The 24,646-nt window shown below is 66.8% G+C and carries 27 protein-coding genes; 8 read left to right on the top strand and 19 right to left on the bottom strand.

The window, feature by feature from the left end:
• Positions 1–14 precede the first annotated feature (14 nt).
• Positions 15–1,037 (top strand): NADP-dependent oxidoreductase, encoded by a 1,023-nt coding sequence (locus AO398_RS24375; RefSeq protein ID WP_058194748.1) that lies wholly within the window; start codon positions 15–17, stop codon positions 1,035–1,037.
• Positions 1,038–1,080: 43 nt separating this feature from the next.
• On the opposite strand, the gene AO398_RS24370 is transcribed toward AO398_RS24375, so the two are convergent.
• The 6 genes from AO398_RS24370 to AO398_RS24345 all read right to left on the bottom strand — a co-directional run bounded on the left by AO398_RS24370 (position 1,081) and on the right by AO398_RS24345 (position 6,330).
• Entirely contained in the window at positions 1,081–1,779 is a 699-nt protein-coding gene (locus AO398_RS24370; RefSeq protein ID WP_058194747.1) for a ribonuclease activity regulator RraA, read from the bottom strand.
• 176 nt (positions 1,780–1,955) lie between these two features.
• Positions 1,956–2,186, bottom strand: coding sequence for a hypothetical protein (locus tag AO398_RS24365; protein ID WP_058194746.1), 231 nt, complete (start codon positions 2,184–2,186; stop codon positions 1,956–1,958).
• Between the two features lie 265 nt (positions 2,187–2,451).
• A complete protein-coding gene (gene moaD, locus AO398_RS24360) occupies positions 2,452–2,703 on the bottom strand; it encodes a molybdopterin converting factor subunit 1 (RefSeq protein ID WP_058194745.1) in 252 nt (83 codons plus the stop codon).
• 90 nt (positions 2,704–2,793) lie between these two features.
• Entirely contained in the window at positions 2,794–3,393 is a 600-nt protein-coding gene (pgsA, locus tag AO398_RS24355) for a CDP-diacylglycerol--glycerol-3-phosphate 3-phosphatidyltransferase (RefSeq protein WP_201025828.1), read from the bottom strand.
• A gap of 73 nt (positions 3,394–3,466) precedes the next feature.
• The gene (gene uvrC / locus AO398_RS24350) at positions 3,467–5,533 is read right to left on the bottom strand and encodes an excinuclease ABC subunit UvrC (protein WP_058194743.1); all 2,067 of its coding nucleotides are present in this window, start codon (positions 5,531–5,533) and stop codon (positions 3,467–3,469) included.
• Between the two features lie 80 nt (positions 5,534–5,613).
• Positions 5,614–6,330, bottom strand: a complete 717-nt coding sequence (locus tag AO398_RS24345) for a protein phosphatase CheZ (RefSeq protein WP_058194742.1) — start codon at positions 6,328–6,330, stop codon at positions 5,614–5,616.
• Between the two features lie 286 nt (positions 6,331–6,616).
• Between AO398_RS24345 and AO398_RS24340 the strand changes: the two genes are divergently transcribed.
• From AO398_RS24340 to AO398_RS24325, 4 genes are all read left to right on the top strand, one after another.
• The gene (locus tag AO398_RS24340; protein ID WP_058194741.1) at positions 6,617–7,369 is read left to right on the top strand and encodes a L,D-transpeptidase; all 753 of its coding nucleotides are present in this window, start codon (positions 6,617–6,619) and stop codon (positions 7,367–7,369) included.
• A gap of 396 nt (positions 7,370–7,765) precedes the next feature.
• Positions 7,766–9,025 carry a hypothetical protein gene (locus AO398_RS24335; protein ID WP_058194740.1) on the top strand — a complete coding sequence of 420 codons (1,260 nt, stop codon included), beginning with the start codon at positions 7,766–7,768 and terminating at the stop codon, positions 9,023–9,025.
• Positions 9,022–9,726, top strand: coding sequence for a siderophore-iron reductase FhuF (gene fhuF / locus AO398_RS24330; protein WP_058194739.1), 705 nt, complete (start codon positions 9,022–9,024; stop codon positions 9,724–9,726). The genes AO398_RS24335 and fhuF overlap by 4 nt, the downstream gene beginning before the upstream one ends.
• A gap of 9 nt (positions 9,727–9,735) precedes the next feature.
• Positions 9,736–11,487: an ABC transporter ATP-binding protein gene (locus AO398_RS24325; RefSeq protein WP_058194738.1), complete on the top strand. Its 1,752-nt coding sequence runs from the start codon at positions 9,736–9,738 to the stop codon at positions 11,485–11,487.
• A gap of 106 nt (positions 11,488–11,593) precedes the next feature.
• Here AO398_RS24325 and AO398_RS24320 read toward each other — a convergent pair whose 3' ends face one another.
• From AO398_RS24320 to AO398_RS24305, 4 genes are all read right to left on the bottom strand, one after another.
• Positions 11,594–12,478 carry an NAD(P)H-hydrate dehydratase gene (locus tag AO398_RS24320; protein ID WP_058194737.1) on the bottom strand — a complete coding sequence of 295 codons (885 nt, stop codon included), beginning with the start codon at positions 12,476–12,478 and terminating at the stop codon, positions 11,594–11,596.
• A 37-nt stretch (positions 12,479–12,515) separates the two neighbouring features.
• Positions 12,516–13,283 (bottom strand): histidine phosphatase family protein, encoded by a 768-nt coding sequence (locus AO398_RS24315; protein ID WP_058194817.1) that lies wholly within the window; start codon positions 13,281–13,283, stop codon positions 12,516–12,518.
• A gap of 86 nt (positions 13,284–13,369) precedes the next feature.
• Entirely contained in the window at positions 13,370–13,858 is a 489-nt protein-coding gene (locus AO398_RS24310; RefSeq protein WP_058194736.1) for a CinA family protein, read from the bottom strand.
• 27 nt (positions 13,859–13,885) lie between these two features.
• A complete protein-coding gene (locus AO398_RS24305; RefSeq protein ID WP_058194735.1) occupies positions 13,886–14,107 on the bottom strand; it encodes a hypothetical protein in 222 nt (73 codons plus the stop codon).
• A 170-nt stretch (positions 14,108–14,277) separates the two neighbouring features.
• Here AO398_RS24305 and AO398_RS24300 point away from each other — a divergent pair, with 170 nt between their 5' ends.
• Together AO398_RS24300 and AO398_RS27815 are read left to right on the top strand one after the other, a co-directional pair.
• Positions 14,278–14,547 (top strand): hypothetical protein, encoded by a 270-nt coding sequence (locus tag AO398_RS24300; RefSeq protein ID WP_058194734.1) that lies wholly within the window; start codon positions 14,278–14,280, stop codon positions 14,545–14,547.
• Between the two features lie 98 nt (positions 14,548–14,645).
• Positions 14,646–14,918, top strand: a complete 273-nt coding sequence (locus tag AO398_RS27815) for a hypothetical protein (RefSeq protein WP_082643432.1) — start codon at positions 14,646–14,648, stop codon at positions 14,916–14,918.
• A 308-nt stretch (positions 14,919–15,226) separates the two neighbouring features.
• Here AO398_RS27815 and AO398_RS24295 read toward each other — a convergent pair whose 3' ends face one another.
• From AO398_RS24295 to pgeF, 3 genes are all read right to left on the bottom strand, one after another.
• Positions 15,227–15,985 carry a DUF2076 domain-containing protein gene (locus AO398_RS24295; protein WP_058194733.1) on the bottom strand — a complete coding sequence of 253 codons (759 nt, stop codon included), beginning with the start codon at positions 15,983–15,985 and terminating at the stop codon, positions 15,227–15,229.
• A gap of 213 nt (positions 15,986–16,198) precedes the next feature.
• A complete protein-coding gene (locus tag AO398_RS24290) occupies positions 16,199–17,050 on the bottom strand; it encodes a porin family protein (protein ID WP_058194816.1) in 852 nt (283 codons plus the stop codon).
• Between the two features lie 285 nt (positions 17,051–17,335).
• Positions 17,336–18,106: a peptidoglycan editing factor PgeF gene (gene pgeF, locus AO398_RS24285; protein ID WP_058194732.1), complete on the bottom strand. Its 771-nt coding sequence runs from the start codon at positions 18,104–18,106 to the stop codon at positions 17,336–17,338.
• A 146-nt stretch (positions 18,107–18,252) separates the two neighbouring features.
• On the opposite strand from pgeF, the gene AO398_RS24280 reads away from it, so the two are divergent.
• Positions 18,253–18,450: a hypothetical protein gene (locus AO398_RS24280; protein ID WP_058194731.1), complete on the top strand. Its 198-nt coding sequence runs from the start codon at positions 18,253–18,255 to the stop codon at positions 18,448–18,450.
• A gap of 33 nt (positions 18,451–18,483) precedes the next feature.
• Here the strand turns inward: AO398_RS24280 and AO398_RS24275 are convergent, their stop codons facing one another.
• The 6 genes from AO398_RS24275 to AO398_RS24250 form a co-directional block, all read right to left on the bottom strand.
• A complete protein-coding gene (locus tag AO398_RS24275) occupies positions 18,484–19,554 on the bottom strand; it encodes an SAM-dependent methyltransferase (RefSeq protein WP_058194730.1) in 1,071 nt (356 codons plus the stop codon).
• A complete protein-coding gene (gene lgt / locus AO398_RS24270) occupies positions 19,551–20,456 on the bottom strand; it encodes a prolipoprotein diacylglyceryl transferase (protein ID WP_058194729.1) in 906 nt (301 codons plus the stop codon). The genes AO398_RS24275 and lgt overlap by 4 nt, the downstream gene beginning before the upstream one ends.
• Positions 20,457–20,539: 83 nt before the next feature.
• Positions 20,540–21,442, bottom strand: a complete 903-nt coding sequence (locus AO398_RS24265) for a VOC family protein (RefSeq protein WP_058194728.1) — start codon at positions 21,440–21,442, stop codon at positions 20,540–20,542.
• Positions 21,439–22,341 (bottom strand): SMP-30/gluconolactonase/LRE family protein, encoded by a 903-nt coding sequence (locus AO398_RS24260; RefSeq protein WP_058194727.1) that lies wholly within the window; start codon positions 22,339–22,341, stop codon positions 21,439–21,441. The genes AO398_RS24265 and AO398_RS24260 overlap by 4 nt, the downstream gene beginning before the upstream one ends.
• A gap of 10 nt (positions 22,342–22,351) precedes the next feature.
• Positions 22,352–22,801 carry a cupin gene (locus AO398_RS24255; protein ID WP_058194726.1) on the bottom strand — a complete coding sequence of 150 codons (450 nt, stop codon included), beginning with the start codon at positions 22,799–22,801 and terminating at the stop codon, positions 22,352–22,354.
• Positions 22,802–22,894: 93 nt separating this feature from the next.
• The gene (locus AO398_RS24250; RefSeq protein WP_058194725.1) at positions 22,895–24,382 is read right to left on the bottom strand and encodes a replicative DNA helicase; all 1,488 of its coding nucleotides are present in this window, start codon (positions 24,380–24,382) and stop codon (positions 22,895–22,897) included.
• Between the last annotated feature and the right edge of the window lie 264 nt (positions 24,383–24,646).

The following is a 24,646-nucleotide window of genomic DNA, read 5'->3' as shown; positions in this document are numbered from 1 at the left end:
TCCTGGAACACGCCATGGACCGTACAGTTAAGCGCTGCCGCGAAGTCCGGCTCCACGCCTATCCCGATGGGATGATCCAGCCGCGCAATCTCAGCATCGTGGAGACTGCCCTACCCGAAGCCGGCCCGAACGATCTGGTCGTCCGCAATCGCTGGTTCCGCATCTCCATCTCGACTCGGCTGATGGCGAACCCAGATGCGCAGGCCGTCGAGGGCATTCCCTTCCCTGCGCTCAAGCCTGGGGATGCGCTGGCGGACGGCGCCATCGGTGAGGTCGTGGCCTGCCCAACCGGGAGCGGCTTCGAGATCGGCGCGCTCGTTTCGCATCCCCTCGGCTGGCGGGATTATGCCGTCGTCGATGCAGGACGCTGCATGGCGTTGGACCGGGGGCCGATCGAACCGGCGGCCTATCTCGGCCATGGTTGGACCGCCTACGCTGCTCTAACGCGCGGCATCCGGGTTCGGACGGGCGACACGGTCTTCGTGTCGAGCGGCGCTGGAGCGATCGGATCGATGGCCGGACAGATCGCCCGCAGGCTCGGTGCTTCGCGGGTGATCGGCAGCACAAGCAGTCAGGCAAAGGCCGACTGGATGACGGGCGATCTCGGCTACGACGCCGTGATCCTGCGGGACCGCGGCCTGATCGCGGATCAGCTGAGAGCGGCCGCGCCGGAGGGCGTCGATGTGTTCGTCGACATGGTCGGCGGCGAGCAGCTCGCTGCCGCGACACAAGCTGCGAGCGAGGGGGCGCGGTTCGTTCTGCTCGGCGCGCTTACCGCCGAATTGAATGTCGCAGGCGCCAGCATCGTCGCCCCGGTGCAACTCGACTCGTTCCAGCTGATCCTGAAGGATGTCACGCTACGCGGATACAGCGCCGACCGGGACCACGCCGAGGCGTTCCCGGACTGGATCGCCTGGCAGCGAAAGGCGGGGCTCCATTTCGCCTGTTCGAAGGTCGCAGGGCTGGAGAATGCGCCCCGCGCCTTGCGCGACGCCTGTGAAGGCCGCCTTAAGGGCCTCGTCATGGTAGAGCTATGACGGGCGATCCGTCCGCTCGGTGCCCGTGGCAAAGCCTCGTAGATCAGGCCTTGCTGGCCTCGTAGCGCGCCTTGTTCTCGGCGTTCGGCGGGTAGAGGCCCGGAAGCGCCGCGCCCTTACCGACCTCCTCCATGATCCAGCCCTCGAAGCGCTCCTGCTCGGGAGCAAGCTCCACCACGGTGTCGATCAGGGCCGCCGGGATCAGTACGGCGCCGTCCTCGTCCACCACGATCACATCGTCGGGGAACACCGCGACACCGCCGCAGGCGATCGGCTGCTGCCAAGCGACGAAGGTCAGACCGGCCACGGAGGGCGGGGCCGCCGCGCCCTGGCACCAGACCGGCAAGCCGGTGCCCAGGACGCCCGCGACGTCTCGGACGACGCCATCCGTAACCAGGGCGGCGACGCCCTTTTTCGCCATGCGGGCACAAAGGATGTCGCCGAAAATGCCGGCATCGGTGACGCCCATCGCATCCACGACCGCGATGCAGCCGGACGGCATCGCCTCGATCGCGGCCCGGGTGGAGGTCGGGGACGACCACGATTCCGGGGTGGCAAGATCCTCGCGCGCCGGAACAAAGCGTAACGTGAAGGCACGGCCGACGATCCGGGGCTGACCAGGCCTCAGCGGCCGCGTTCCGCGCAGCCAGACATTGCGCAGCCCCTTCTTCAGCAGGATCGTTGTGATCGTGGCGGTGGTGACCTTCGAGAGGGTTTCGACGATCTGGGCGTCGCTCGACATCCGCGTATCCTTCCCGGCTGGGGCGGACGGCGTCGCCCGCTACCGAGCGCTGTACTCGATCGCAATCCGATCGAGTACAGTCCCAAGTTACTGTTCCGCTGCGTTCTTTCTACAGGGCCGGCTTTGCGGGTTAGACGACGCTCTTCAGCCGGCGATCACCAGGAAACGAAGCCCGTTCAGTCGCAGCTCTCCTTCTTCACGGTCTTGGAATCCCCCATATCGTTTTCCTTGCGCACCGTCTTGGTAACGCAGCCGTCGCCGTGATCGTGAACGGTGACGGACTTCGACTCGGAGGCCGGACGGTCGACCACGACGGCGGGCCGGTCGCGTTCGATCACGGTGGTCTGGGCTTGGGCGGCCGCGCCGAGGCTGAGTAGGGCAGCGGCTGTGAGGAGGGCGGTGCGCATAGGAGAACTCCGGTTCCGATTTCGGTCCCGAGTAACGGCGGCCCCAGCTTGAGCGTTCCGCAATTTCTGGTGGTTGAAACACCGACCTGAGCGGTGAATTCCAGCTCGGCGGACGATGTGCCGGAAAGCGGGCCGAACCCGTAAGCGAACGCGGCTCGGCCCACGCGCCGTTCGGCTTGGAACGCGGCCGGAGCGACGTTGCCAAAAAGCTCCGGATCGCCCCGGTTTCAAGACCGGCGGACTACGTGCCGAGCTTTCCGAACCCTCAACCGCCGGTCATCGGTGGGAAGAACGCAATTTCGCGGGCGCCTGCAATCGTCGCGTCCGGCTTCGCATGCGCCCGGTCGATTGCGGCGCGGACCACGCCCGGATCCTCGAACGCGTAGGCATATTCCTCGCCGCGCCCGCGCAGCCAGGTAACCAGATCGGTGACGGTGGCGACCTCCGGCGGCGGGGCCAGCTCCTCCTCGGCGCGGCCGATCCGCTCGCGGACCCAGGCGAAATAGACGAGCTTCATCGTGTCACCGTGCCGGAAGGGGATCGTCGATCGCGCCCATAGAGCATCGTCATGGTCCGAATGCCGGACGGCGGCGCTCGGGATGATGCTCTAACGCGGGTCGTCGATCACGTGCTTGATCCCGGCTCTCATGTAGTCCCAGCCGGTCCAAATCGTGAGGGCGGCGGCAAGCCACAATAGGGCAAGGCCGATCGGCTCGGTGCCGGGAAGAACTCGCTCGCCCGCCGGGCCGGCCACCAGGAAGCCGATGGCAACGAGCTGCACCGTCGTCTTCCACTTGGCGATTTTGCTGACCGGCACGCCGACCTTCAGCTCGGCGAGGTATTCGCGCAGGCCGGACACCAGCACCTCCCGGCACAGGATCACGATCGCTGCCCAGATCGACGAGCCTACGATGGTATGATCGGCCGTCAGCATCAGCAGGCAGGCCGAGACCAGCAACTTGTCCGCGATCGGGTCAAGCATCCGGCCGAGGGCAGAACTCTGATGGTAAGTCCGCGCGACATACCCGTCGAGGTAATCGGTGATCGCGGCCACGACGAAGACACCCAGGGCTGTCCAACGCGCGGTGTGCGAGTCGGGCCAGAACAGCAACGCGACCATCACCGGCACCGCGACGAGGCGCCCGTAGGTCAGGCAATTCGCGAGCGTCCAGGCCGGCGACCGGCGTCGAGGAAGGACGGCGTTCATGGCCGGGGTGAAATCAGAGCTTGGCCCGTGCGTCAACGTCTCGACCGCGGGCGCGGCCGTGACGGCGTGATCCTCAGGCGCCGGCATGGAAGAAATCGTAGACCGCACGGGCGGTCGCGGCATTCACCCCAGGAGTCTTGGCCAAGTCCTCGAAGGCGGCGCGCTCGATCGCCTTCACGGTTCCGAAATGGTGGAGCAGCGCGCGCTTTCGGCTGGGCCCGATGCCGGCGATCTCGTCCAAAGGATTCTTGATCATCTCACGCTTGCGCTTGGCCCTGTGGCTGCCGATGGCGAAGCGGTGGGCTTCGTCGCGCAGCCGCTGCACGAAGTAGAGGGTCGGGTCGCGCGGTGGAAGCTTGAACGGCGGCCGGCCCGGCACGAAAAACGTCTCACGACCGGCATCGCGGTCGCGGCCCTTAGCGATTCCGATCAACGGAACCCCCGACACGCCGATCTCGTCCAGCGCCGTGCGGGCAGCGTCGAGCTGACCCTTACCGCCGTCGATGAGCACCAGATCCGGCCAAGCGGGAAACGCCTCCCCCTCCTCGGCCGGGGCGGGAATCGGCTCCTGCGCGTCGCCCTCTGCGCTTGCCGCGGCAGCCTCGCGCTCCGTGCGCGGCGCTTCCTTGACGAGGCGCTTGAAGCGCCGCTGAAGGACCTCACGCATCATGCCGTAATCGTCCCCCGGGGTGAGTTCCTCCGACTTGATGTTGAACGTGCGGTAATGCGTCTTCATGAACCCCGTCGGGCCAGCGACGATCATACCCCCCACCGCATTCGTGCCCATGATGTGCGAATTGTCGTAAACCTCAATGCGTCGCGGGGTCCGGTCCATGCCGAAAGCCTGGCCCAGGGCCGTCAGCAGCTTGCCCTGCGACGCCGTGTCGGCCAGCCGCCGGGCCAGCGCCTCCTTGGCATTGCGTTGGGCGTATTCGACGAGATTCTTGCGCTCGCTGCGGCTCGGTTTGTGGATCTCGACCCGGTAGTCGACGCGGCTCGACAGGGCGGCGGCGACCAGCTCGGCATCCTCGATCGGGTGGCTGGTCAGGACCGTGCGGGGCGCGGGCTTGTCGTCGTAGAACTGACTGATGAACGAGCCGAGCACCTCTTCCGGGGTCATCGACCGATCGGCTTTCGGAAAGTAAGCGCGATTGCCCCAGTTCTGGAAATTTCGGAAGAAGAACACCTCGATGCAGAACTGCCCGGCCTGCTCGTCGAGGGCGAACACGTCGGCCTCTTCGACGCCCTGGGTGTTGACGCCCTGCACCCCCTGGATTGCCGAAAGCGCCGCGATCCGGTCGCGATACCGGGCGGCGCGCTCGAACTCCATCGCTTCGGACGCTTCCTGCATCTCGGTGCGCATCCGGTCTTTGACGGCGTTGGACTTGCCCGCCAGGAACGCCCGCGCGGCATCCGCCATCGCGGCGTAATCGTCGGTCCCGATCTCGCCCGTGCAGGGTCCGGAGCAGCGCTTGATCTGGAACAGCAGGCACGGCCGGCTGCGGTTCTCGTAATAGCTGTCGGTGCAGGTGCGCAGCAGGAAGGCCCGCTGCAGGGCGTTCACCGTGCGGTTGACCGCCCAGACGCTGGCGAAGGGGCCGTAATAATTGCCCTTCCGACGCCGTGCGCCCCGGTGCTTCACGATCTGCGGCGCCGGGCCGTCGGCGGTGACCAGGATGTAGGGAAAGGACTTGTCGTCCCGCATCAGCACGTTGAAACGGGGCTTGAGCTGCTTGATCAGGTTGGCTTCGAGGAGCAGCGCCTCGGTCTCGGTGGCGGTGGTGACGAACTCCATCGCCGCCGTCTGGGAGATCATCCGAGCGATACGGTTCGAATGCGCCTGGCCCCGTGCGTAGGAGCCGACGCGCGCCTTCAGGTTCTTAGCCTTGCCAACATAGAGGACGTCGCCGCGATGATCGAACATCCGGTAGACGCCGGGCGAGTTCGGCAGCGTCGACCAGAAGCGACGGATCACTTCGGTGCCGGCTTGAACCGCCCCCGGATCGAAATCGAAATCGATCTCCGGCGAATCCTCGGCGGGCAGCGCGGCCTCGACCTCGCCGGCGTTCTCTTCACGCTCGGCGTCGCGGCCGTCGTCGAACGTGTCGGGGGGCAGGTCTGAGAGGGCTCTGCGGTTCATACCGCAGATCTAAGCGTTCCTGGCCCCGAGCGGCACCGGGTCGTCCGACAAAATTGCCGCGCCGAACCCGCCGGGCCGAATCAGTCGAACAGCGAATCGATGTCGTTCTGGTCGACGTGTCCCGGATCGTCGTCGAGCTTCGGCCCGTTGAGCAGGCTACTCTCGTCGTCCAGCGCGGTCGGGACCGGCATGACGGTGATGAGATCGCGGAAGCTGTCCAGCTGCGTCCAGGCCGTGATCAGCCGATCGAGGTGCTCCTCGATGAACTTCATCACGCCGACGATCTTGTTGATCCGCTGGCCGGTCAGATCCTGGAAGTTGCAGGCCTCGTAGGCCGAGATCACCCGCTCCTGGATGATATCGACGTGCTGCTTCATGCCCGGCGGCAGATTCGCCGTGTACAGCATGCCGGCATTCGTCTCGATCTCCTCGACCGCGTTGAGCAACTGCGTCGTGGCGCGTTCGGTCGATTCGACCACGGCGTCGAGCTCGTCCGCTGCCCGGCGCATGCCCTTGCCGCTATTCTCCGAGCGATGGAGCGTCGCCAGCTCGGACTTGGTCCGGGTGATCGCCTCCTTCATCAGGTCGAGTTCGGAGCGCATCGCCAGGGCGTCGTGCAACTCGCGCCGGCACGTCTCGATCGTCTCATCCGCGCTCATCTGGGTGATGCGACGCAGGTCAAGGATCGCGTTCAGGATCTGGTCCAGCCGCTCATTCGAAACGTCCGGACCCGGTGCCGCGGGCAAAACCCCGGGAAGCCCGAGGCTGTCTTCAATGCGATAGCGCTTCTGGGTCATCGTCGGGGCGTGAGCCTTAAGGATCGTTGGTGGCGACTCTCTATCACAATCGGTTAGCGGACTGTGACTGCCAAGCTCATCTGTCGCGAAATCGTATGCACCGGGGGCATTTGACCTATCAGAGGTTGCGGAGCCCCCGGCTTTACTAACGATTCACGCTAACCCAGCGTCGTCGGCGTATGTGATCGGCATCGGACGTGATTCACCACGTTGATTCACGGGAATGGCCGGTTGTCGGTGGATCTTACGCGAATCGGGGTCTGAATCCTCGAGGGAGCGTTCGACGATGCGTGGTCCGGTCCGTCTCAGTCTCTGTACGGCTCTCGTGGCGGGTCTGCTCTGTGGCCCCGCCGCGGCACAACAGGCACGCTACGCCGAAGATGGTGGCTATGGCGGCGGCCTGATCGAATATCTCATGACCGGCCAAGCCAGGGGAGGGGGCCGCGGCTGGCCACAGCGCGCGACAGCTCCGCAGCGGGTGGCCGCATATTCCGGTGACCTGCTGCCGGCCGAGCCGGAGCCGATCCAGGCCGCCCCGCTGCAACAGGTCTATGGACTGGGGCAGGCGGATCCAACCCGCATCGCCCAGGAGGTCGGTCCGGAATACCGCCGCCAGGAGGTCGCGTTTGCCGGGCCGCAACGGCCCGGAACCATTGTGATCGATACCTCCGCCAAGCACCTCTATCTCGTGCAGCCCGGTCAGCGGGCGCTACGCTACGGGATCGGCGTTGGCCGTCCGGGTTTTGCCTGGAGCGGCCTCAAGACAGTCAGCCGCAAAGCCGAGTGGCCTGATTGGACGCCGCCGGCGGAAATGCTCGCCCGCCGCCCTGACTTGCCACGGCATATGGCCGGCGGCCCGGCCAATCCGCTGGGCGCGCGCGCCCTCTATCTCGGCTCCTCGCTCTACCGCATCCATGGGACCAACGAGCCGGGGACGATCGGCCAATCGGTATCCTCGGGGTGCATCCGGATGATGAACGAGGATGTGGTGGACCTCTACGACCGCGTACCGGTCGGAACCCGCGTCGAGGTCCTCTGAAAACCGGTTCGACGGGCCTGTTTCGCCCTCAACCTCGTTGCGGATGGACTTGCACGACGTGAACCGTGGCGGCGTTTTTTTAACGCCGCCAATCATCGCCGCCTTGATCCGCAGGCCACGGATCGTTTTCCGCCCTCCGGTATTCCGTCGCAGCCCGGCCGCTCAGGGTACTCCGATACACAGCCGTCTTTGCACGAGATGACCGGTAATGGAGGGCCTGTTTCTGGAGGCCGGTTGCTATGGATTTGCCGGTGTCTTGATCGATGGCCTGCATGAGGTCTAAAATTGATAGGCAGAAGTAGAATATTGAATTAGTTTGATTATAAACTGGAACGCCTCGGAACCCGAGCGGCACCGTGTAACGGGCCGGTGTCCCGCGCCGCCACGAGGCAGACGATGCTGCAGGCGCTGAGCCGGTCAGCTGTCGGCTATATCGGCGTGCATCTCGCCGCATCCCTATCCGGCATGCGGCCGTTGGCGCCGTTTTTCTGCCTGTACATGACCTTTGGCGCGACGCTGGGCTTCCTGTCTGGGGGAGCACCGCTGATCCTACGGGTCCGGGGTCTGGAACTGGCCGAGGTGGGCCTGCTGCAACTCATCAACCTGCCGGTGGGACTGACCTTCCTCTGGGCCGCGGCCCTCGACCGGATCCGCCTGCCGTACCTCGATCACCGGATCGCCTGGATCGTCGCGGCGCAGGGCATGACGGTGCTGCTGCTCGGGATCCTGAGTTTCGGCGAGCAGTGGCCTTTGGCGGCGCTGCTCCTGCTGGCGGTCGCGGCTTGTGCCTGCGTCGCCACAATGGACATCGCGCTGGAGGCTCTGGTCGTGGAGACCGTGCCGGCGGAGCGGCGCGCCTTCGTCGCATCGGCCAAGCTCTGCGGCGCGTCCCTGGGCGGCATCCTGGGCGTCGGGGTTCTGGTCGGATCCTACGATTGGCTGGGATGGCGCGTGGCGGTCCTCGCCTGTGCGGCCCTCGACGCACTGTGTCTTCTCCCGATCCTCGCTTACCCGGAGGCGCGATTGCGCGGGGTCGGTGGGGCACCGGAGAGATGGTCGGGGTCGTTCGCGCGCTTGCGAGCTCTCGCAACCCGCATTCTGGTGCTCGGTGCCTATTTCGCGGCCGCCTATCTTCTGTCGGGACCGAACACCTTGGCCCTGCTCGACCTCGGCGTCTCGCTCGCGCAGGTCGGCTTCCTGACCGGAACCGTCCTGCCGGCGGTCAATTTGGTCATGGCGCTGGTCGCGGGCGGCCTCGCTGCGCGTTTCGGCACGGTGCGGCTGATTGCCAGCGGGGCATTCGGCGTCCTCGTTTCCGGTAGCCTGATGACGGCAGCCTGCGCTGCCGGCGCGGTCGAGCTCGCGGTCGCCGCAACCATCCTCAACTTCGTCTGCGGCGGGATCCTGGGCGTGCCCGTGTTCAACATGATCTACCGTTGGGCGCAGGGGCCGAGGCCGGCCACGGACTACGCGCTGCTGTTCGGCGCAGCCTTCTTCGCAGCGATGCCTCTGCGGGTTGCCGCCCCGGCGCTGGCCGGATGGGTTGGCTGGCCGAGCTATTTCGGGGCGACGCTACCGCTCTACGCGGCGGCGGTAGCGTGGCTGGTGATCGCGGTGGATCGGACCCTGCGTGCCGATGAAGGGCGTCCGCGATGATCGCTGAGGTCGCCGCGCGCGTTCCCGATTCGCTGGCGGCCTACCGGGGCGGCGTCGCCGTCGGTCCCGGGGATGCCTCGGCTTTGCCCGTAGCGAGACTGCGCGATCCGTCGGTGTTCGATGCGACGCTGTCGGCCTTCGGGGCCGGGTACGGGCCGTTCGACCGCCGCATCCTCGTCTCCTACTGGAGCCAGTTCTATCTGGCTGCGCTTGCCACGCCGGCTTTGACCGCCCTGGTGTTCCTCGGGCGCCCCCTGCCGCTGGCCTTCGATACGACACGTCTCGAACTCGACGCCGCCGGACGCCCCGTCCGTCTGCTGGTGCCGGCGGATATGCCGGACTGCCGGTCTGGGTGCGCGTTCGGACTCGCCGGGCTGGTCGAGGATCATCTGCGCCCCTTCGTTGAGATGTGTCACGCCCGGTGCGGGATCGCCCCCCGGATCCTCTGGGGCAACGCCGCGGTGATTCTCGATTACGTCGCCGGGGAACTGGGTTGCGGGGACGAGAGGGCCTGCGCGGCCGGTGCCATGCGGCTCGGATGGCGCGGCGCGCTCGCCTGCGGTAGGAACCCTCTCGCCCAGGCTCTGTGTGCGGACGCGTCGGGCTGCCGGCGGCGGCGGGCCTGCTGCCTGCGTCATCGCCTTCCGGGCGTCCCATCGTGTGGGGCGCTCTGCCCCATCGAATGCGCCAAGGATCGCTGATCCGCTCCCATGCTGAAGGCTTTTCTCGCCTATTACCGGCCGCATCGGGCTCTATTCCTGATGGATTTCGGCTGCGCCGTGCTCTCCGGCCTGCTGGAACTGGGCTTTCCCATCGCGGTGAAAACCTTCGTCGACCGGCTCCTGCCGCAGCAGGATTGGGGCCTGATCGTGCTGGCGGCCTGTGGCCTCGCCCTGGTCTACGTGGCCAATGCCGGCTTGATGGTGGTGGTGACCTATTGGGGCCATGTGCTCGGCATCAACATCGAGACCACGATGCGGGCTCGCGCGTTCGACCACCTGCAGAAGCTATCGTTTCGGTTCTACGACGGCCAGAAGACCGGCCACCTCGTCGCCCGGGTGACCAAGGATCTCGAGGAGATCGGCGAGGTCGCCCACCATGGGCCCGAGGATCTGTTCATCGCCGTGATGACGCTCATCGGCGCCTTCGCGCTGATGGTTTGGGTCCATCCGACGCTTGCGCTGATCACCGGCGCGATCCTGCCAGTGATCGCCTTCGTGAGCCTGCGCTACGGCGGGCGTCTGACCCGGAACTGGCAGACTCAGTACGGCCGGGTCGGCGCGTTCAACGCCCGCATCGAGGAGAATGTCGGCGGGATCCGGGTCGTCCAAGCCTTCGCCAACGAGCAGCACGAGCGTACCCTGTTCGCTCGCGACAATGCCCGCTATCGCGACACCAAGCTCGAAGCCTATCGGCTCATGGCGGCCAGCCTGTCGATCAACTACCTCGGCCTACGTCTGGTCCAGATCGCGGTGTTGCTCGGCGGCGCAGCTTTCGTGGTCCGGGGCGACCTCACGGCCGGCGGCTTCGTCGGCTTCCTCCTGCTGGTTGGCGTGTTCTACCGCCCGCTTGAGAAGATCAGCGCGGTGATCGAGACCTACCCCAAGGGGGTCGCAGGCTTTCGCCGCTACCAGGACTTGCTCGCCACCGCGCCCGACATCGTTGACCGTCCGGATGCGATCGAGACGCGAACCCTGCGCGGCGACATTCGCTTCGAGGGGGTGAGGTTCGGCTATGATCGCGGCCGGCCGATCCTCGCCGGTCTCGACTTGGCGATCGCGGCCGGGGAAACAGTCGCGTTCGTCGGTCCGTCGGGCGTCGGTAAGACGACGCTCTGCGCATTGCTGCCCCGCTTCTATGAAGTCGAAGCAGGCCAGGTGACGATCGACGGCATCGACGTGCGTGCCCTCAGCCTCTCGGCTCTGCGGCGGCAGATCGGCATCGTTCAACAGGACGTGTTCCTGTTCGCTGGCACGATCCGCGAGAACATCGCCTATGGCCGTCTCGATGCGACCGAGGCCGAGATCGATCAGGCTGCCCGGCGTGCCCGGCTCGGGGAGCTGATCGACAGCTTGCCTGAGGGGCTCGATACGGTGGTGGGCGAGCGCGGCGTGCGTCTGTCCGGTGGTCAGAAGCAGCGCATCGCCATCGCACGCGTGTTCCTCAAGAACCCGCCGATCCTGATCCTCGACGAGGCCACCTCCGCCCTCGACACGCAGACCGAGCGCGAGATCCAACAGGCGCTCACCGACCTCGCCCGGGGGCGCACCACCCTAATCATCGCTCATAGGCTCGCGACCATCCGCGACGCCGACCGCATCGTCGTCCTGGGCGAGGACGGTATCGTGGAGCAGGGGCGACACGCAGCGCTGCTCGATGCCGACGGTGTCTACCGCCGCCTGCACGCCGCACAATTCGGTTCGACCGGTCAGGATGAGGTTTCCGCGACCGCAGCAGAGTGAGGCGCAGCCCGAACGTCCTTCTCCGGCATTGTCCCGCTAGGCTGGCGAGGATGATGCCGGAGAATGGCCGCGAACACGTCCAACCGGATGCCGCATCGGGCTACAGCTACATCAGAACTTCGGCGAGGATGAACGGTATCTCGCCAGGGATTTCGCGAGCCAGGAAGCCGATGCCCCCGTAGCGGCGTGCGAGACGTCGGCCAGCTTCGCCGTGGGCGTAGACGCTCCACAAGGCGGCCGCTTCCGGCTCGGCGCCACGGGCCAGAAGGCCGACGACGAGACCTGCGAGTGTGTCGCCGGAGCCCGAAGTCGCCAATCCGACGTGACCCGCTTCATAGCACCAAGCGCGGCCGTCCGGGACGACGACATGCGTGGAACCACCCTTCATGACCGTGACGGTGCCGAAACGCTCGCTCGCCCGGCGCGCCGCTGCGAGCGGATCCGCCTCGATCGCTTCGCGTTCCTCACTCAAGAGCTGCGCCATCTCGCCGGCATGCGGGGTGATGATCGCCGGCTTGGGTAGGCGGCGCGTCAGGTCCGGCTCGGCGCGCAGCGCGGCGAGGGCACCCGCGTCGAGCACCAGCCCGGCCTTGCCAGCACCGCGGATAAGCGCGCTTGTCACGCCTGCGCCATTGGCATCCTCGGACATGCCGGGGCCGACCAGAACCGCATCGACGCGCTCAGCCCGTTGCGCGAGATCGTCGGCGCAGGCTCGGTCGATACCGCCATCTGCGGTCTGCGACAGGCCGACGACCAGGGCCTCGGGCACGGCAATCCCGATCGGGATCGCCAGATCCCGGCAGACCGCGAGCTGCAGCTTGCCGGCGCCGACCCGAAGCGCTGCATGGGCGGCCAGCAGGACGGCTCCCGGCAAGCTCGTACACCCCGCTACGATGAGGACGCGGCCGCGGCCATCCTTGCTATCGCCGCCTGGCTCGGGCGGAGCCATGCTCCGCAGCACGTGCTCGGTAATCGGCGTGACGGTGCTCATGGATTCCCCACTCGCCCAACGCCCCATGCGCACCGGATTATGTCGCGGCCGCGTCGGCGTCAGGCTCGGAGGTAACGGGTGTGCCCCCCCCCGCCTCAAGGGGTGCGACGAAGTTGTAGCGCACCAGCGTGAAGCCGCCGCCGGGGGCGGCCGAGGCCGAAAAGGCATATTCTGTCACGCCGCAATTCAGCACGTCGCCTTCCGCATCAACGGCCAGGATTTGGGCCTCGGTCATCTCTTCCAACAGGTAGCGCAGGCATAGCACCACGACCTGGTGGGCGACGATGAGGATCCGGCGGCCATCATGGTGCAGGCCGATTGTGTCCAGAGCGCTGCGCAGGCGCAGGATCACGTCGCACCAGCTCTCGCCGCCCGGAGGACGATGATAGAACTTGCCCAGATCGCCGCGCAGCGCGGCCTGCTCGGGATGGTGTTGCTCAATGCCGATCCGGGTCAGCCGGTCCAGGATGCCGAACTCTTTTTCGCGCAGCCGCTCGTCGACCAAGAGCCGCGGCGTGCCGGAGGCGAGGCCGCCGGTCCCGCGGATCGCCTCCGCGGTCTCCAGGGCACGCCGATAGGGCGAGGCGAGGACGAGGTCCGGACGTTCGCCATCGGGCAGGCTGGCGAACCAGTGCCCGAGCGCCCGCGCCTGCCGGTGGCCGAGCGCGCTGAGCGGCACGTCGACGTCACGTTCCGGAATGTCGATGCGCGCGGCGCCCGCGGACTGGGCGGCGTCGCGGGCGACGTTACCGGAACTCTCGCCGTGGCGTACCACCCACAGGCGCAGCGGGTGTCTCTGGGGCACGTTGATCTCCTGGGGGGCCATCGGCTCGACAGGTCGGAACGTCGCGTCGGGACCCGCGTTCCGCGGGATAGAGATCCGATTTCTGATCAGCGCCCCTCAGCCAGGGCGTCGCCCAGCAGGTCGAGCAGGCCTCCGGCGAAAGCTCTCATGTTGGCGACGCGATCCGCGCTGCCAGTCTCGAGGGTGGCGAACAACTCGACGGGCCCGCTGACGGCCAGGCAGGTATGGCCGGCCGCATCGCCATAGCGATTGCCTATTGGGCCGGCGGCCCCGGTTTCAGCAAGACCCCAGGTCGCGCCATGCCGCGCCCGCACCGTCCGGGCGAGTAGCCGCGCATAGCCTTCAGAGGCCGAGCGCACGCCAGCCATTGCGCCGTCGTCAATGCCGAGCAGGGCAGAGCGAGCCGTGGCCGTGTAGACCACGGCGCCCCCGAGGACATACGCGCTGGCGCCCGGGACCGACAGGAGCGCCGCCGAGACGAGGCCGCCGGATGACGATTCAGCGACAGCAAGCGTCTCGTTGCGCGCGATGAGTGCCGCCCCCAACGCGGCGGCTTTCGGCAGCAGGTCGTGCATGACGGATCCTCCGCGGCACCGCGCCGGCTACGCGCCGGATTGGGGCCAGGTTTCAATCGTCTCGCCGCCGGAGTGAAGTTCGACGCGGTGTGAATGCGCCGCATCCCGCGACTGACACAAATCGATCGCCGATGCGAAACGGGTTCGGGCGGCCACCTCGGTCTCGACATCCTCCGAGATGACCTCCTGGCCGTCGCGGAAGGTGATCACCCGGAAGGGCGGGTGGTCTTTCAGGTCACTGGCTTCCATGGCTGTCAGCTCCGATCGTGTGTGTTCTGGCCGGTAAGCGTCCGTCGAGGCGGAACGTTGCGCCTCGTGCCGCGACGCCAAGCCTTCGGATCGGCCACGGTTCATTAACCCTACAATCGTAGCCCCAAGGCTCCTCAACACGCGTGGGTGTCATGCCGAGACTGGGCCACATGATCGTCGACGGGTTGGCCCTCGTCCTGGTCGGTGCTGGCCTGACGGCCGTCGTCGTGGGCTACGAGCGCAACCTGCCCGAGCCGGTTGCGCAGGTCACTGAAAGCGCGTCGGATTGGGCGGATCCGATCACAACAGGCGCGATCGCGCCACGGATCGTAGAGGCCTCGATCGGCTCGGCATCGCCCCGGCCGAATTGGATCCTTGAGGATGTGAGCCGATCCTCCACGCCGGGTACGCGGGTGTGGACAGATCCGCCGGCTCGGTGATTGGGTTGGTCGCGAACATCGCCCCATCCGCACCGAACAGTCGGTCCTGAGCTGCGTTACCCCAGGAGCCCGAAGACGGGCCGATTGAGGAAACGCACATGCGCATGAAGATTTACGGCATCGCCGCAGTTCTCGCCCTTGCCTTGACGGGAACCGCCTACGCCCAGCAGCCGGCCGGAGGCGGCAGCGCGACCGGCAACATGAACAACCCGGGCTCGGTGAAGAGCGACAGTCAAAAGATGAATGAGGGCGCTACAGGTTCTACCATGGGCTCAACCCCAGGCGCGGCCGGCGCAGCGACCGTACCAGGCACCGGCACCGCGCGCCCGGGCGTCGGTATGGGTACCAACACCACTGCGCCTGCGCGGTAGCCAACTCTCGGCACCTCGGCCAGCGGCCTTGGTGTCATCCCGATGACAGATTAGCCATGAGGCAAGCGTCGTTCGGTCATCGGTTTTTGAACCGCACCAACTGGAGGCGATGCAATCGCCCGTTCTCCTTGAAGATTCCGAGGCTACCCGACCACTGAGACGCACAATCACGGGTGGGGAGAGTCGCTCCCTCGTCGATCCATAGCGATGCGCGACATAGTCTTGCACGCGCTACACGTGCGGCAAACATCGATAACCACAAAAAGCCCGGCCGCACCTGCATGCGACCGGGCTCCGACTCGATGCGATCAGGTCCAGTCGCTGTCGTCACCGCCGCCGAGATCGCCGCCGAAATCACCGGAGGGATCGCTGAAGCTGGCATCTTGGAAATCATTGCTGCCACCGCCGTCGAGGGCAGAGCCGAGATCCTGATTGCCGCCGTCGCCGTAGTAGTTGTTCACGACCGTCTCACCGCCGCCACCGAGGCCCGCCGCCGCGGCACTGCCGAGGCTCGAATGCCCGCCCGCGAAAGCGTTCGAGAGCGCGCTGCCGAGCAGCATGCCGCCGGCCGCACCAGCCGCCATCGGCAGCGCGGTCGCCATGAAGCCGCCGCCCCGGGCCGGCGCCTGCGGTTGACCGCCCCACGGACCACCCTGCTGCTGCGGCGGGTATCCTGGTTGCTGTTGCTGATAGCCTTGCTGAGGGTAGCCTTGTGGGGCGGCGCCGCCGCCCCATGGCTGGCCAGTCGGGCGCTGCTGCTGGCCGTAGCCAGGCTGCGGCTCCTGGCGCTGGCTGCCGCCGCCGAAGATGCTCGATAGGAAACCGCCGCCGCCGCTGGAAGATTGGGCCGGGGCCGCTTGGTTGCGCGCCTGCTCGAGCTGCTGATTGAGGCTCTTGATCGCCTCTTCCTGCACGTAGATTAGCTGCGCCATCGCGTAAGGCGCGTAAGGCTGCGTGCGGAGCTTGTCGGCGATGAAGCGCTCGGCCTCCGCGTCGCGGGGCTGGCTCTGGGCCTGCTCCAGGCGCTGAAAGATGCCGGAGATGACGTCGCGTTCTTCGCTATTCATGGAGTTTTCCTCCTCGAGTCGTACCCGCGGGCTCGAACGCTCCGCACGGCCGAAGAGGAGATGGGGGTGCGGTGACGCTTTGTCAGGGGAGGTTGCGAAAACTTCATCCAAGCCCGGGATGCGCAACCAAGGCGTGAAAAAGCCCGACCTCTCGGCCGGGCTTTCTCATCCGTTGCAATCGCCTCGGCGCGGCCGGCGCGCCGAGGCCGGGTCTTAGTACGAGCCGAACTTGTAGTTCAGGCCGGCGCGGACGACGGCGAACTCGTCGTCGCGGGGGCCGATCGGGGTCACATAGGCCGGGGCGAGGTTGGCGGCGTTGACGAGCAGGACACCCTGGTTGCGAGTACCGCGGTCGAGATTCACGTACAGGCCTTCGACCTTGAGCGTCACCGCCGAGGAGCGGAAGAAGTTCAGGAACGAGTCGGTCGGGAGCGCGTACTCGATGCCGCCGCCGACGGCGTAGCCGGTGCGGAAGCTGTCGTTGCCGGCGTAACCGCCGAACGAGCGGTCGGCGCTGCCCGAGCCGTAGGCGAAGCCGCCGGTGCCGTATACGAGGGTGCGGTCGAAGGCGTAGCCGAGGCGGCCACGCACGGTGCCGAAGTAGTCGAGGCTGGCCAGACCGCGCGGGTCGTTGAGGATCAAGCCGGGGGCGATCGCGCCGCCGCTGACGAAGGCGTTGTTCCGGTCGCGGCCGAAGTCGAGGTACTGGGCGTCGGCCTCGATGCCGACGACCACGCCGGAGCCCGGGGTGAACTGATAGTTGTAGCCGACCTGGGCGCCGCCCGAGAAACCGTCCTGGCTGCGGTTGCGGAAGGTGGCCACGGCGGCCGGGCCGCTGGTCAGGCCGACGCCGCCCGGGATGACGAAGGTCGAGTTGTTGGAGCGGCTGCTGGCGTCGAAGGCGTAGCCGGCGTTGATACCGAAGTAGGCGCCGGTCCAGGTGAACACCGGCACCGGGGTGAAGATCGGCGGCGGGGCGGCGCGGCGCGGCAGATCGGCAGCGAAAGCGGAGCCGGCAAGGGCCACGCCCGCGAGGGCGGTGGTGGCGCGAAGAAGGGATTTCATCATCTGGTCCTCACGGGTGGCCCCGCGCCGGCCTCTATGGACGGACACGGAACGCGGATCTGGCTACGTTCCAGCGGTTCCAGGGCGCTTTGCGCTCTGCGGTATCGCCGACCGCTTATCGCGGCCCCTTATGGCAATCCGCCGTTTTTCCCCGGCACCTCACGCGTTTAAACGCACTCGAATGGTCAAGGTTCGCTTACGGCCACGCTTTTTTTCGGCGTCTCGGATCGACAAAGTGTCGCACCCCCTGGAAGGCGATGGCAGCGCTTGGAGATCCGGTCCGGGTCACGGTGTCAGCGCGATGGCCGAGATCAGGCGTCCGTAATCGGTTTCGCCGCGGTGGGTTGTCCGACGGAAGCTGTAGAACCGGTCCGGATCGGCGTAGGTGCAGAGGTTGAGCGTCGCGACTTCGCCGACCTCCGCCTCCCTGAGCCGCGCCAGGATGAAGCCCGGGAGATCGAACTGCGCGTGTCCCTCGCGCAGTCCGGCCCCGAGAAAACGTTCCATGCCGGGAGCCTCTAAGCGGAAGCGCGCGACGAAATCCGAGCCGACCTCGTAGGATGTCTGGCTGATGGTCGGCCCGAGCACGGCGACGATCTGCCGCCGCTGCGCACCCAACGTCTCCATGGCTCGCACCGTCGCATCGATCACGCCGGTGAGCGCGCCCTTCCAGCCGGCATGGGCAGCGCCAACCACGCCGTTCTCCGGATCGGCGAACAGGATCGGCCCGCAATCGGCGGTTGCAATCCCCAGGGCAAGGCCCGGCATCCGCGTCACCATGGCATCGGCCTTCGGGCGGTCCGCGGTCGCGAAGGGCCCTTCAACGACGACAACATCGGCCGAATGGACCTGATACAGGCTGACCAGCCGCTCCGGCGGCAGGCCAAGCTGGGCGCACATCCGCGTCCGATTCTCGGCCACGCGCTGCGGCTGATCCTGGGATCCAAGTCCGCCATTCAGCGTAGCGTAGACGCCCTCCGATACGCCACCGATCCGGGTGAAGAAGGCGTGGCGCACGCCCGCATGCGATGAGAGTTCCGGCGCCTCGATTGACATGCCTGCAGTCACGGTCGGCTCCCTCGCCATCCTGATGTCGCGCTCGATAACGGAATGGGTGCCCCTTGACGATGTCGTGGAACCGTCAGATTCTTGCTGCATTGCAGCATGAGTCCGGGTTCCGGATTCTTCCGAGAAGGATCGCAATGTCACGACGGACCGAGAACGACTCCCCGATCGAGACCACCGCCCCCCAGGTTCCGGAGCGTCGGAGCCAGAGCGCGGCCGAGCATCCCGTCGAGCGTGAGCCCGGCCCCTTCGACCCGTCCGACCCGAACCCGCCCGCGCCGCCAACCCCGCGGGCGCCGAGCGCCTCAGATGCCGGGTTCGGCTCGTTCGGCTGACGACATCCCGAGCCGCCGCCTGGAGACCGAGCCTCAGGCCTCGGGAAATCCGGGTAGCGGCCCGTGATCCCGGCCGCTGACGGCCAGGACCTTAAAGAGGCTTCCCATACCGCCTCGGCTCCCGTCCGTAAGCCGTCGGACGGCCGAATCAACCGCCGCGGCCTGAACCGCGGTGGCGCGAGTTTTGAGGTGCTCGGCCCGTGCGTTCAGGCCGAGGGCGAGCAGGAAGTCCCGCTGTGCAACCGGCCCGTGAACGATCGCACCCTCCGTGTGAGCGGCATTCGCGAGCGCAGCGAAATCGACGTGGTGCGTGAGATCCGCCTCGCCTGGCGCTGCCAGCGGGTCTGCGAAGCGATGTCCCGACAGGGCCTGCAGCGTGTCGCCGAAGCCCGGCCGGACATGACCGTAATCGATCGCCAACAGGGCGCCGCCGGCTTCCCGCATGCGATGCGCAAGAAGCCGCATCAGCCCCAGGCCAACCCCCGGTACGCTGAGCAGCGCACCCTCCGGGCCGTCAGCGTCCAGCCCCGGCGTCGCCTCCGGGGCGAGGCCGAACACGAGATCACCCTCGGGACCAAGCCCAACCTGCCGCTCATGCCAGCCGGTGGCGTGGCGCTCGAATTGGCGGACCGGCAGGCAGTCGAAGAATTCGTTGGCCAGGATGATCGCCGGGCCCTCGGGCAGGGTCTCGATCCCGGCGTGCCAGGTCGCGCCGGTGCCGGCGAGGGCTCGTTCCTGCACGGCTCGCAGCACCGGGCTAATCTCGACAAGATGCGGCCTGATATCCGCGCCCGGGGCCGCTATCCGCAGGGCACGCAGGGCGTCCACCATCAGCGTGCCCCGGCCGGGACCGAGTTCCACGAGGATCAGCGGCTCCCTCTGGCTTCGTTGGCCGTGGATGTAGCCTGCCCAGGCTCCGATCAGCTCGCCGAACATCTGGCTGATCTCGGGGGCCGTGGTGAAATCGCCCTTAACACCGAGCGGGTCACGGGTGCGGTAATAGCCGTGGACCGGGTGGCCGAGGCAGAGCGCCATATAGCGGTCTATGCCGATCGGCCCGCCATGGCGGATCAGGGCCGTAATCTCGGCTCCGAGTGGCGTCACGCCTTTGCAGGCGCCTCGCGCGCCGCCTCCTGCGGATTAGACGCGGCGACCGGATTGCGTGGACGGGTTCGTCCCGTGCCCGCCAGGACGATGTAGGTGAGCCCGACGATCATCATCGGCACGCAGAGCAGCATGCCCATGGTCACGCCGCCACCCATCGGCCCGAGATGGTCGCCGAACAGGAAGCCGAGCTGCCGGTCCGGCTCGCGGAAGAACTCACAGAACGTCCGGGCCAGGGCGTAGCCGAAGACAAAGATGCCGCCGAGCAAGCCGGGCTTGCGGAACCCGAACCGGCGCACGGCGAGCGCCATGACGATGAACAGCAGCAGGCCCTCGGTGGCCGCCTCGTAGAGCTGACTCGGATGGCGCGGCAGCGGCCCGCCGGTGGGGAACACGATCGCGTAGGGGAAATCCGGCGCGATCCGCCCCCAGAGTTCACCATTCACGAAATTCGCGATCCGCCCGAAGAACAGGCCGATCGGCACGACCACAGCGCCGATATCGAGAAGCGTGTAGCCGTTCAGCTTCTTGGCGCGAGCGAACAGCAGGAAGGCCAGGATCGCGCCCAGAAAGCCGCCATGGAACGACATGCCGCCGTTGCGGATCGCCAGGATCTCTATCGGGTCGGCGAGGTACATCGGCAGGTTGTAGAACAGCACGTAGCCGATCCGTCCGCCGAGCACGACGCCGAGCGCCACCCAGACGACGAGGTCATCGATGTCGACCACCTGCGGGCGCTTGACCACGCCCCACAGGCTGTCGGCCATGACGAGGCGGCGCGCGTAGTACCACCCGCCGATCAGGCCGGCGATGTAGGCGAGGGCGTACCATTTGATTGTGATCGGCCCAATCGCGAGCGCCACCGGATCGATGGCCGGAAAGGGCAGGGCGAGGAGCGGCATCGATCTCACCTCCGGGGCGGCCGGATTGGACGCGGGAGGGGCGGCGCGTCAAGTGCCGGGCGCAACGCAGTCGTTTGGGGGCATCAGGCGTTCATCAATAGGAACCCATGCCCGTCCGGCGCAGCACAATAGGCAACTGAGCCATCGCCCGACGCCCGTGGCGCCAACCCCGCCTTGCGCAACGCCCACACCAGACCCTCCAGTTCGTCTACCGCGAAGATGAAACGGGTCGAGGCGCGGTCAGCCGGGCCAAACGGGGCTGGGGAGGCTCTCCGGATGATCGGCCGTCGATAATGCAGCAGTTCGACATGCGGCGCGAATACAGGGGGGGCGAGCGCGATCACGTCCACCTTCGGATCGTCGACCCCATCGAGCCGCGCCTGTTCGGGCCCCCGGTTCAGCCCGGTCTGCGCGACCGTGAGGCCGAGGGGGCCGGTGAGGAGTGTCAGGGCCGCAGTGAGATCGGTTACGGTGATCGCTGAATGGTCGATGCCCAGGAATAGGCCCGGTGCGTTGCGCCAGCGTTGGGCTGGAGGACCGTCGGGAAAAAAGATCAGCTCCAGCGGGTGGCCGTCCGGATCGCGGAACTTGTAGGCGGTGACGCCCCCGGAGGATGCTGGCAGGACCTGCGCGCCGCCCCGGCTGATCGGAGCCGCCCCGAACCGGGCGAGCTGCGCCATCGCGGCATCCATGTCGCGCACCGGGATCGCGAGGTGCTGGAAGAACGGATCGGTCGCCGCCGGATCAGCGGGGTAGGGCGCGCCGGGCGGCTCGACCGCCAGGAAGGTTACAATCTGGCCGCCGAGCCGCAGGCGCAGTTGCGTTGCCTGCCGCCCCGCAAGCCCCATCGCCTCGGCTTGCGCATCTGGTACCGGCTCCGGCGGGGCGACCCGCTGGAAATCGAGCCCGTCCTGATAAAAGGCCTCTGTGACCGATAGATCCGCGACCGTGCGGCTGAAACCGGTGATGGCCCGGATGCCGCTCACAGCAGACGTGCTCCGCGCACGTTAGTGTAGATCGCGTAGAGCGTGTGCGAGGCACAGAGGAACAGACGACTGTTGTTGCGGCCGCCGAAGGCGAGATTTGCCACCGTCGAGGGGACCAGAATCTTGCCGAGCAGCTCGCCGCTGGGATCGATACAGTGAACGCCGTCGCCGGCGCTCGACCAGAGATTGCCGTGTTCGTCGCAGCGGATGCCATCGGCATTGCCCGGCGCGATCGTGCAGAACACCTTTCCCCTCGACAAGCGGCCATCCTCGGCGACGTCGAACACGCGCACGTGCTGGACAGGATCGGCGGCGAATTGAAGCCCGGTCTCGACGACGTAGAGTTTTTGCTCGTCGGGGGAGAAGCACAGGCCATTCGGGCCCTGGAAATCGTCCGCGACCACGCCCAGAGAGCCGTCACGCGGGTCGAACCGATAGAGTGCGGCTTGTAGCTCTGACTCCTGCTTGCCGCCCTCGTAATCGGTCTGGATGCCGTAGGGCGGGTCCGAGAACCAGATCGTGCCGTCGGACTTGCAAACGATGTCGTTGGGCGAGTTCAGCCGCCGGCCCTGGTAGTGCTCGACCAAGCCGGTGATGCTGCCGTCGAGTTCGGTGCGGTGAATGCGCCGGCTGCGGTGCGAACAGGAGAGCAGCCGTCCCTGCCGATCCCGGGCATGGCCGTTCTCGAAATCGCTGACCTCGCGGTAGACGCTGAGGCCGCCCGCATCCGTCCAGCGCATCACCCGGTTGTTGGGGAGATCCGAGAACAGCAGCTCGTTGCGGTCCCCGAAGAAGACCGGTCCCTCGGTCCAGGCAAAGCCCTCGGCGAGCTTTTCCAGCGGCGCGTTCGGCAGCACATACGCCTTGAAGCGCGGCTGGGTCAGCTCAATGCCGTCCATCGTGCGGCCCTTACTTGAAGCGACCGGGCTGGTTCACGGTCGGCTCGACCTGGAGCCCCGTGACGATCATCGTGCAGGGCTCGTCGCCCACGGTGCCGGAGAGGTGGCCCTTCTTGCCGTCGCGCGCCTTGGTGTTCTGGTCCTCGCCCATCATCAACTCACCCGGGCCCATCTCGACCCGGTGGCCGTCCATCGTCTCCACGAACCAGCGGCCCGACAGGATCGCGATCCATTGCGGCCGCGGGTTCTCATGCCACTCGCCAATCCAGCCGACCGGCAGGACCGTAAAGGTCACCACCGACGGTGCCGGTTCCATCTTGTCGTTCCACTGGGGCGCCGTTTCGGGATTGATCCCCTCGAACTTGAAGCGCTCGATGGAGAAGAGCTCCTGGCGGCTTACCCCCTCCGCGTCGGTATAGACGTGCCAGTACGGCATCTTCGGAGGTGTCGGCTCGCTCATCGTCGATCCTGCGCTGCGGAAAAATCGTCCTGCGCACAACGGCCTGATCTGACGATGGTTCGCGGCGGCGCTCGGCCGCCGCAACAGGGTCGATCACATCTGCTCGGGTAGCCGCTCGCTCTGGGCCAAGTTCGAGAACCGGGTGATGTTGGCATCGAACTGCAGTTCCACCGTGCCGGTCGGGCCGTGGCGCTGCTTGCCCAGGATGACTTCGGCTTTGCCATGGACGCGGTTCATCTCCGCCTCCCAGGCAAAAAATTCCTCGGTGCCCTCGCGGGGCTTCTTGTTGTTGACGTAGTATTCCTCGCGGAACACGAACATCACCACGTCGGCGTCTTGCTCGATCGAGCCCGACTCACGCAGATCCGAGAGCTGAGGGCGCTTGTCGTCGCGGTTCTCGACCTGACGCGAGAGCTGCGACAGGCCGATGATCGGCACCGCCAACTCCTTGGCCAGCGCCTTCATGCCTGTGGTGATCTCGGTCATCTCCTGCACGCGGTTGTCGCTGCGCTTGCCGGAGCCGGAGAGAAGCTGCAGGTAGTCGACGATCAGCAGATCCAGGCCCTTCTGGCGCTTGAGACGCCGGGCTCGGGCGGCGAGCTGGGCGATCGAAATGCCGCCGGTCTGGTCGATGTAGAACGGGATTGTCTGCATATCCCGCGCTGCGTCGGTGATCTTGTAAAAATCCTCCGGCCGGATGTCGCCGCGGCGGATCTTGTACGAGGGCACGCCCGATTGCTCGGCGATGATACGGGTGGCGAGCTGCTCGGCCGACATTTCGAGGGAGAAGAACCCGACGATGCCGCCGTTGACGGTCTGCATCGTGCCGTCGGCCGCCTTCTCGCCGCGATACGCCTTTGCGATGTTGAAGGCGATGTTGGTCACCAGCGAGGTCTTGCCCATGGCCGGGCGGCCCGCGAGGATGATCAGGTCGGACGGCTGCAGGCCACCCATCTTGGCGTCGAGGTCGGACAGGCCGGTGGCGATGCCCGAGAGCTTGCCGTCGCGCTGGTAGGCTTTGGCGGCCATGTCCACCGCGGCGGTCAGCGCGTCCGAGAACTTCTGGAAGCCGCCGTCGTATTTCCCCGCTTCGGCGAGCTCGTAGAGACGCCGTTCGGTCTCCTCGATTTGGTCCCGGGGCGCCTGCTCGACCGGTGCCTCGTAGGCGCCGTTCACCAGATCCTCGCCGATGGTGATCAGGCGGCGGCGGATGGCGAGATCGTAGATTGTCCGGCCGTAGGCGCCGGCATTGATGACGGTGGTCGCGTCGGCCGCCAGCCGGGCGAGGTACTGCATCACCGTCTGGCCGCCGAAATCGGCGTCGCCCAGATAGGTCTTCATGGTGATGGGCGTGGCGAGCTTGCCGGCCCGGATCAGGGACGCCGCCACCGAAAAGATCTGCTGGTGGGCATCCTCCATGAAATGCTCGGCCAGGAGGAAGTCCGACACCCGGTAATAGGCGTCGTTGTTCACCAGGATGGCGCCGAGCAGCGCCTGCTCCGCATCGATGTTGTGCGGGGCGACGCGGTACTCCGCTTGAACCGCTTCCAGCTTGGCCGTGAGCGCATTGGGCAGGGCCATCGGCAGACGACTCCGAATCAGGCGCCGGGACGGGCGCACCAGGATCACACCGCGTGACCTTGGCCACGGTAAGGTTACCGAAGCCTGGAGCCGCGAGACGGATTTCCGATCCGCCATGAGGCTCCAGGTCTTTGGTCTTGTATCGTCTGCCGCTGGAAGCCGCCCAATCGGGACGACGCCTTGGCCTACGGTTGGTTCGTCCCGGCCTCGGCCCGGACAAACAAACGCCCGCCGACTCTTACGAGGGGCGGGCGTCCATGCTGG

The organism is Methylobacterium sp. GXS13 (assembly GCF_001455965.1).
In the GTDB taxonomy this organism is placed as follows: Bacteria; Pseudomonadota; Alphaproteobacteria; order Rhizobiales; family Beijerinckiaceae; genus Methylobacterium.
This window is presented reverse-complemented; position numbering and strand designations above follow the sequence as displayed.

Excerpts from the sequence above, each read along its gene's own strand:
- AO398_RS27815 (WP_082643432.1), top strand. The coding sequence starts at position 14,646 with ATGCGCATGAAGATTTACGGCATCGCCGCAGTTCTCGCCCTTGCCTTG.
- AO398_RS24370 (WP_058194747.1), bottom strand. The coding sequence starts at position 1,779 with ATGTCGAGCGACGCCCAGATCGTCGAAACCCTCTCGAAGGTCACCACC.
- AO398_RS24280 (WP_058194731.1), top strand. The coding sequence starts at position 18,253 with ATGTCACGACGGACCGAGAACGACTCCCCGATCGAGACCACCGCCCCC.
- AO398_RS24345 (WP_058194742.1), bottom strand. The coding sequence starts at position 6,330 with ATGACCCAGAAGCGCTATCGCATTGAAGACAGCCTCGGGCTTCCCGGG.
- AO398_RS24255 (WP_058194726.1), bottom strand. The coding sequence starts at position 22,801 with ATGAGCGAGCCGACACCTCCGAAGATGCCGTACTGGCACGTCTATACC.
- pgsA (WP_201025828.1), bottom strand. The coding sequence starts at position 3,393 with ATGAACGCCGTCCTTCCTCGACGCCGGTCGCCGGCCTGGACGCTCGCG.
- uvrC (WP_058194743.1), bottom strand. The coding sequence starts at position 5,533 with ATGAACCGCAGAGCCCTCTCAGACCTGCCCCCCGACACGTTCGACGAC.
- pgeF (WP_058194732.1), bottom strand. The coding sequence starts at position 18,106 with ATGTCAATCGAGGCGCCGGAACTCTCATCGCATGCGGGCGTGCGCCAC.
- AO398_RS24310 (WP_058194736.1), bottom strand. The coding sequence starts at position 13,858 with ATGCACGACCTGCTGCCGAAAGCCGCCGCGTTGGGGGCGGCACTCATC.
- AO398_RS24250 (WP_058194725.1), bottom strand. The coding sequence starts at position 24,382 with ATGGCCCTGCCCAATGCGCTCACGGCCAAGCTGGAAGCGGTTCAAGCG.
- AO398_RS24325 (WP_058194738.1), top strand. The coding sequence starts at position 9,736 with ATGCTGAAGGCTTTTCTCGCCTATTACCGGCCGCATCGGGCTCTATTC.
- AO398_RS24320 (WP_058194737.1), bottom strand. The coding sequence starts at position 12,478 with ATGAGCACCGTCACGCCGATTACCGAGCACGTGCTGCGGAGCATGGCT.
- AO398_RS24365 (WP_058194746.1), bottom strand. The coding sequence starts at position 2,186 with ATGCGCACCGCCCTCCTCACAGCCGCTGCCCTACTCAGCCTCGGCGCG.
- AO398_RS24300 (WP_058194734.1), top strand. The coding sequence starts at position 14,278 with ATGATCGTCGACGGGTTGGCCCTCGTCCTGGTCGGTGCTGGCCTGACG.
- AO398_RS24375 (WP_058194748.1), top strand. The coding sequence starts at position 15 with ATGGACCGTACAGTTAAGCGCTGCCGCGAAGTCCGGCTCCACGCCTAT.
- fhuF (WP_058194739.1), top strand. The coding sequence starts at position 9,022 with ATGATCGCTGAGGTCGCCGCGCGCGTTCCCGATTCGCTGGCGGCCTAC.
- AO398_RS24290 (WP_058194816.1), bottom strand. The coding sequence starts at position 17,050 with ATGAAATCCCTTCTTCGCGCCACCACCGCCCTCGCGGGCGTGGCCCTT.
- AO398_RS24295 (WP_058194733.1), bottom strand. The coding sequence starts at position 15,985 with ATGAATAGCGAAGAACGCGACGTCATCTCCGGCATCTTTCAGCGCCTG.
- AO398_RS24340 (WP_058194741.1), top strand. The coding sequence starts at position 6,617 with ATGCGTGGTCCGGTCCGTCTCAGTCTCTGTACGGCTCTCGTGGCGGGT.
- moaD (WP_058194745.1), bottom strand. The coding sequence starts at position 2,703 with ATGAAGCTCGTCTATTTCGCCTGGGTCCGCGAGCGGATCGGCCGCGCC.
- AO398_RS24305 (WP_058194735.1), bottom strand. The coding sequence starts at position 14,107 with ATGGAAGCCAGTGACCTGAAAGACCACCCGCCCTTCCGGGTGATCACC.
- lgt (WP_058194729.1), bottom strand. The coding sequence starts at position 20,456 with ATGCCGCTCCTCGCCCTGCCCTTTCCGGCCATCGATCCGGTGGCGCTC.
- AO398_RS24335 (WP_058194740.1), top strand. The coding sequence starts at position 7,766 with ATGCTGCAGGCGCTGAGCCGGTCAGCTGTCGGCTATATCGGCGTGCAT.
- AO398_RS24260 (WP_058194727.1), bottom strand. The coding sequence starts at position 22,341 with ATGGACGGCATTGAGCTGACCCAGCCGCGCTTCAAGGCGTATGTGCTG.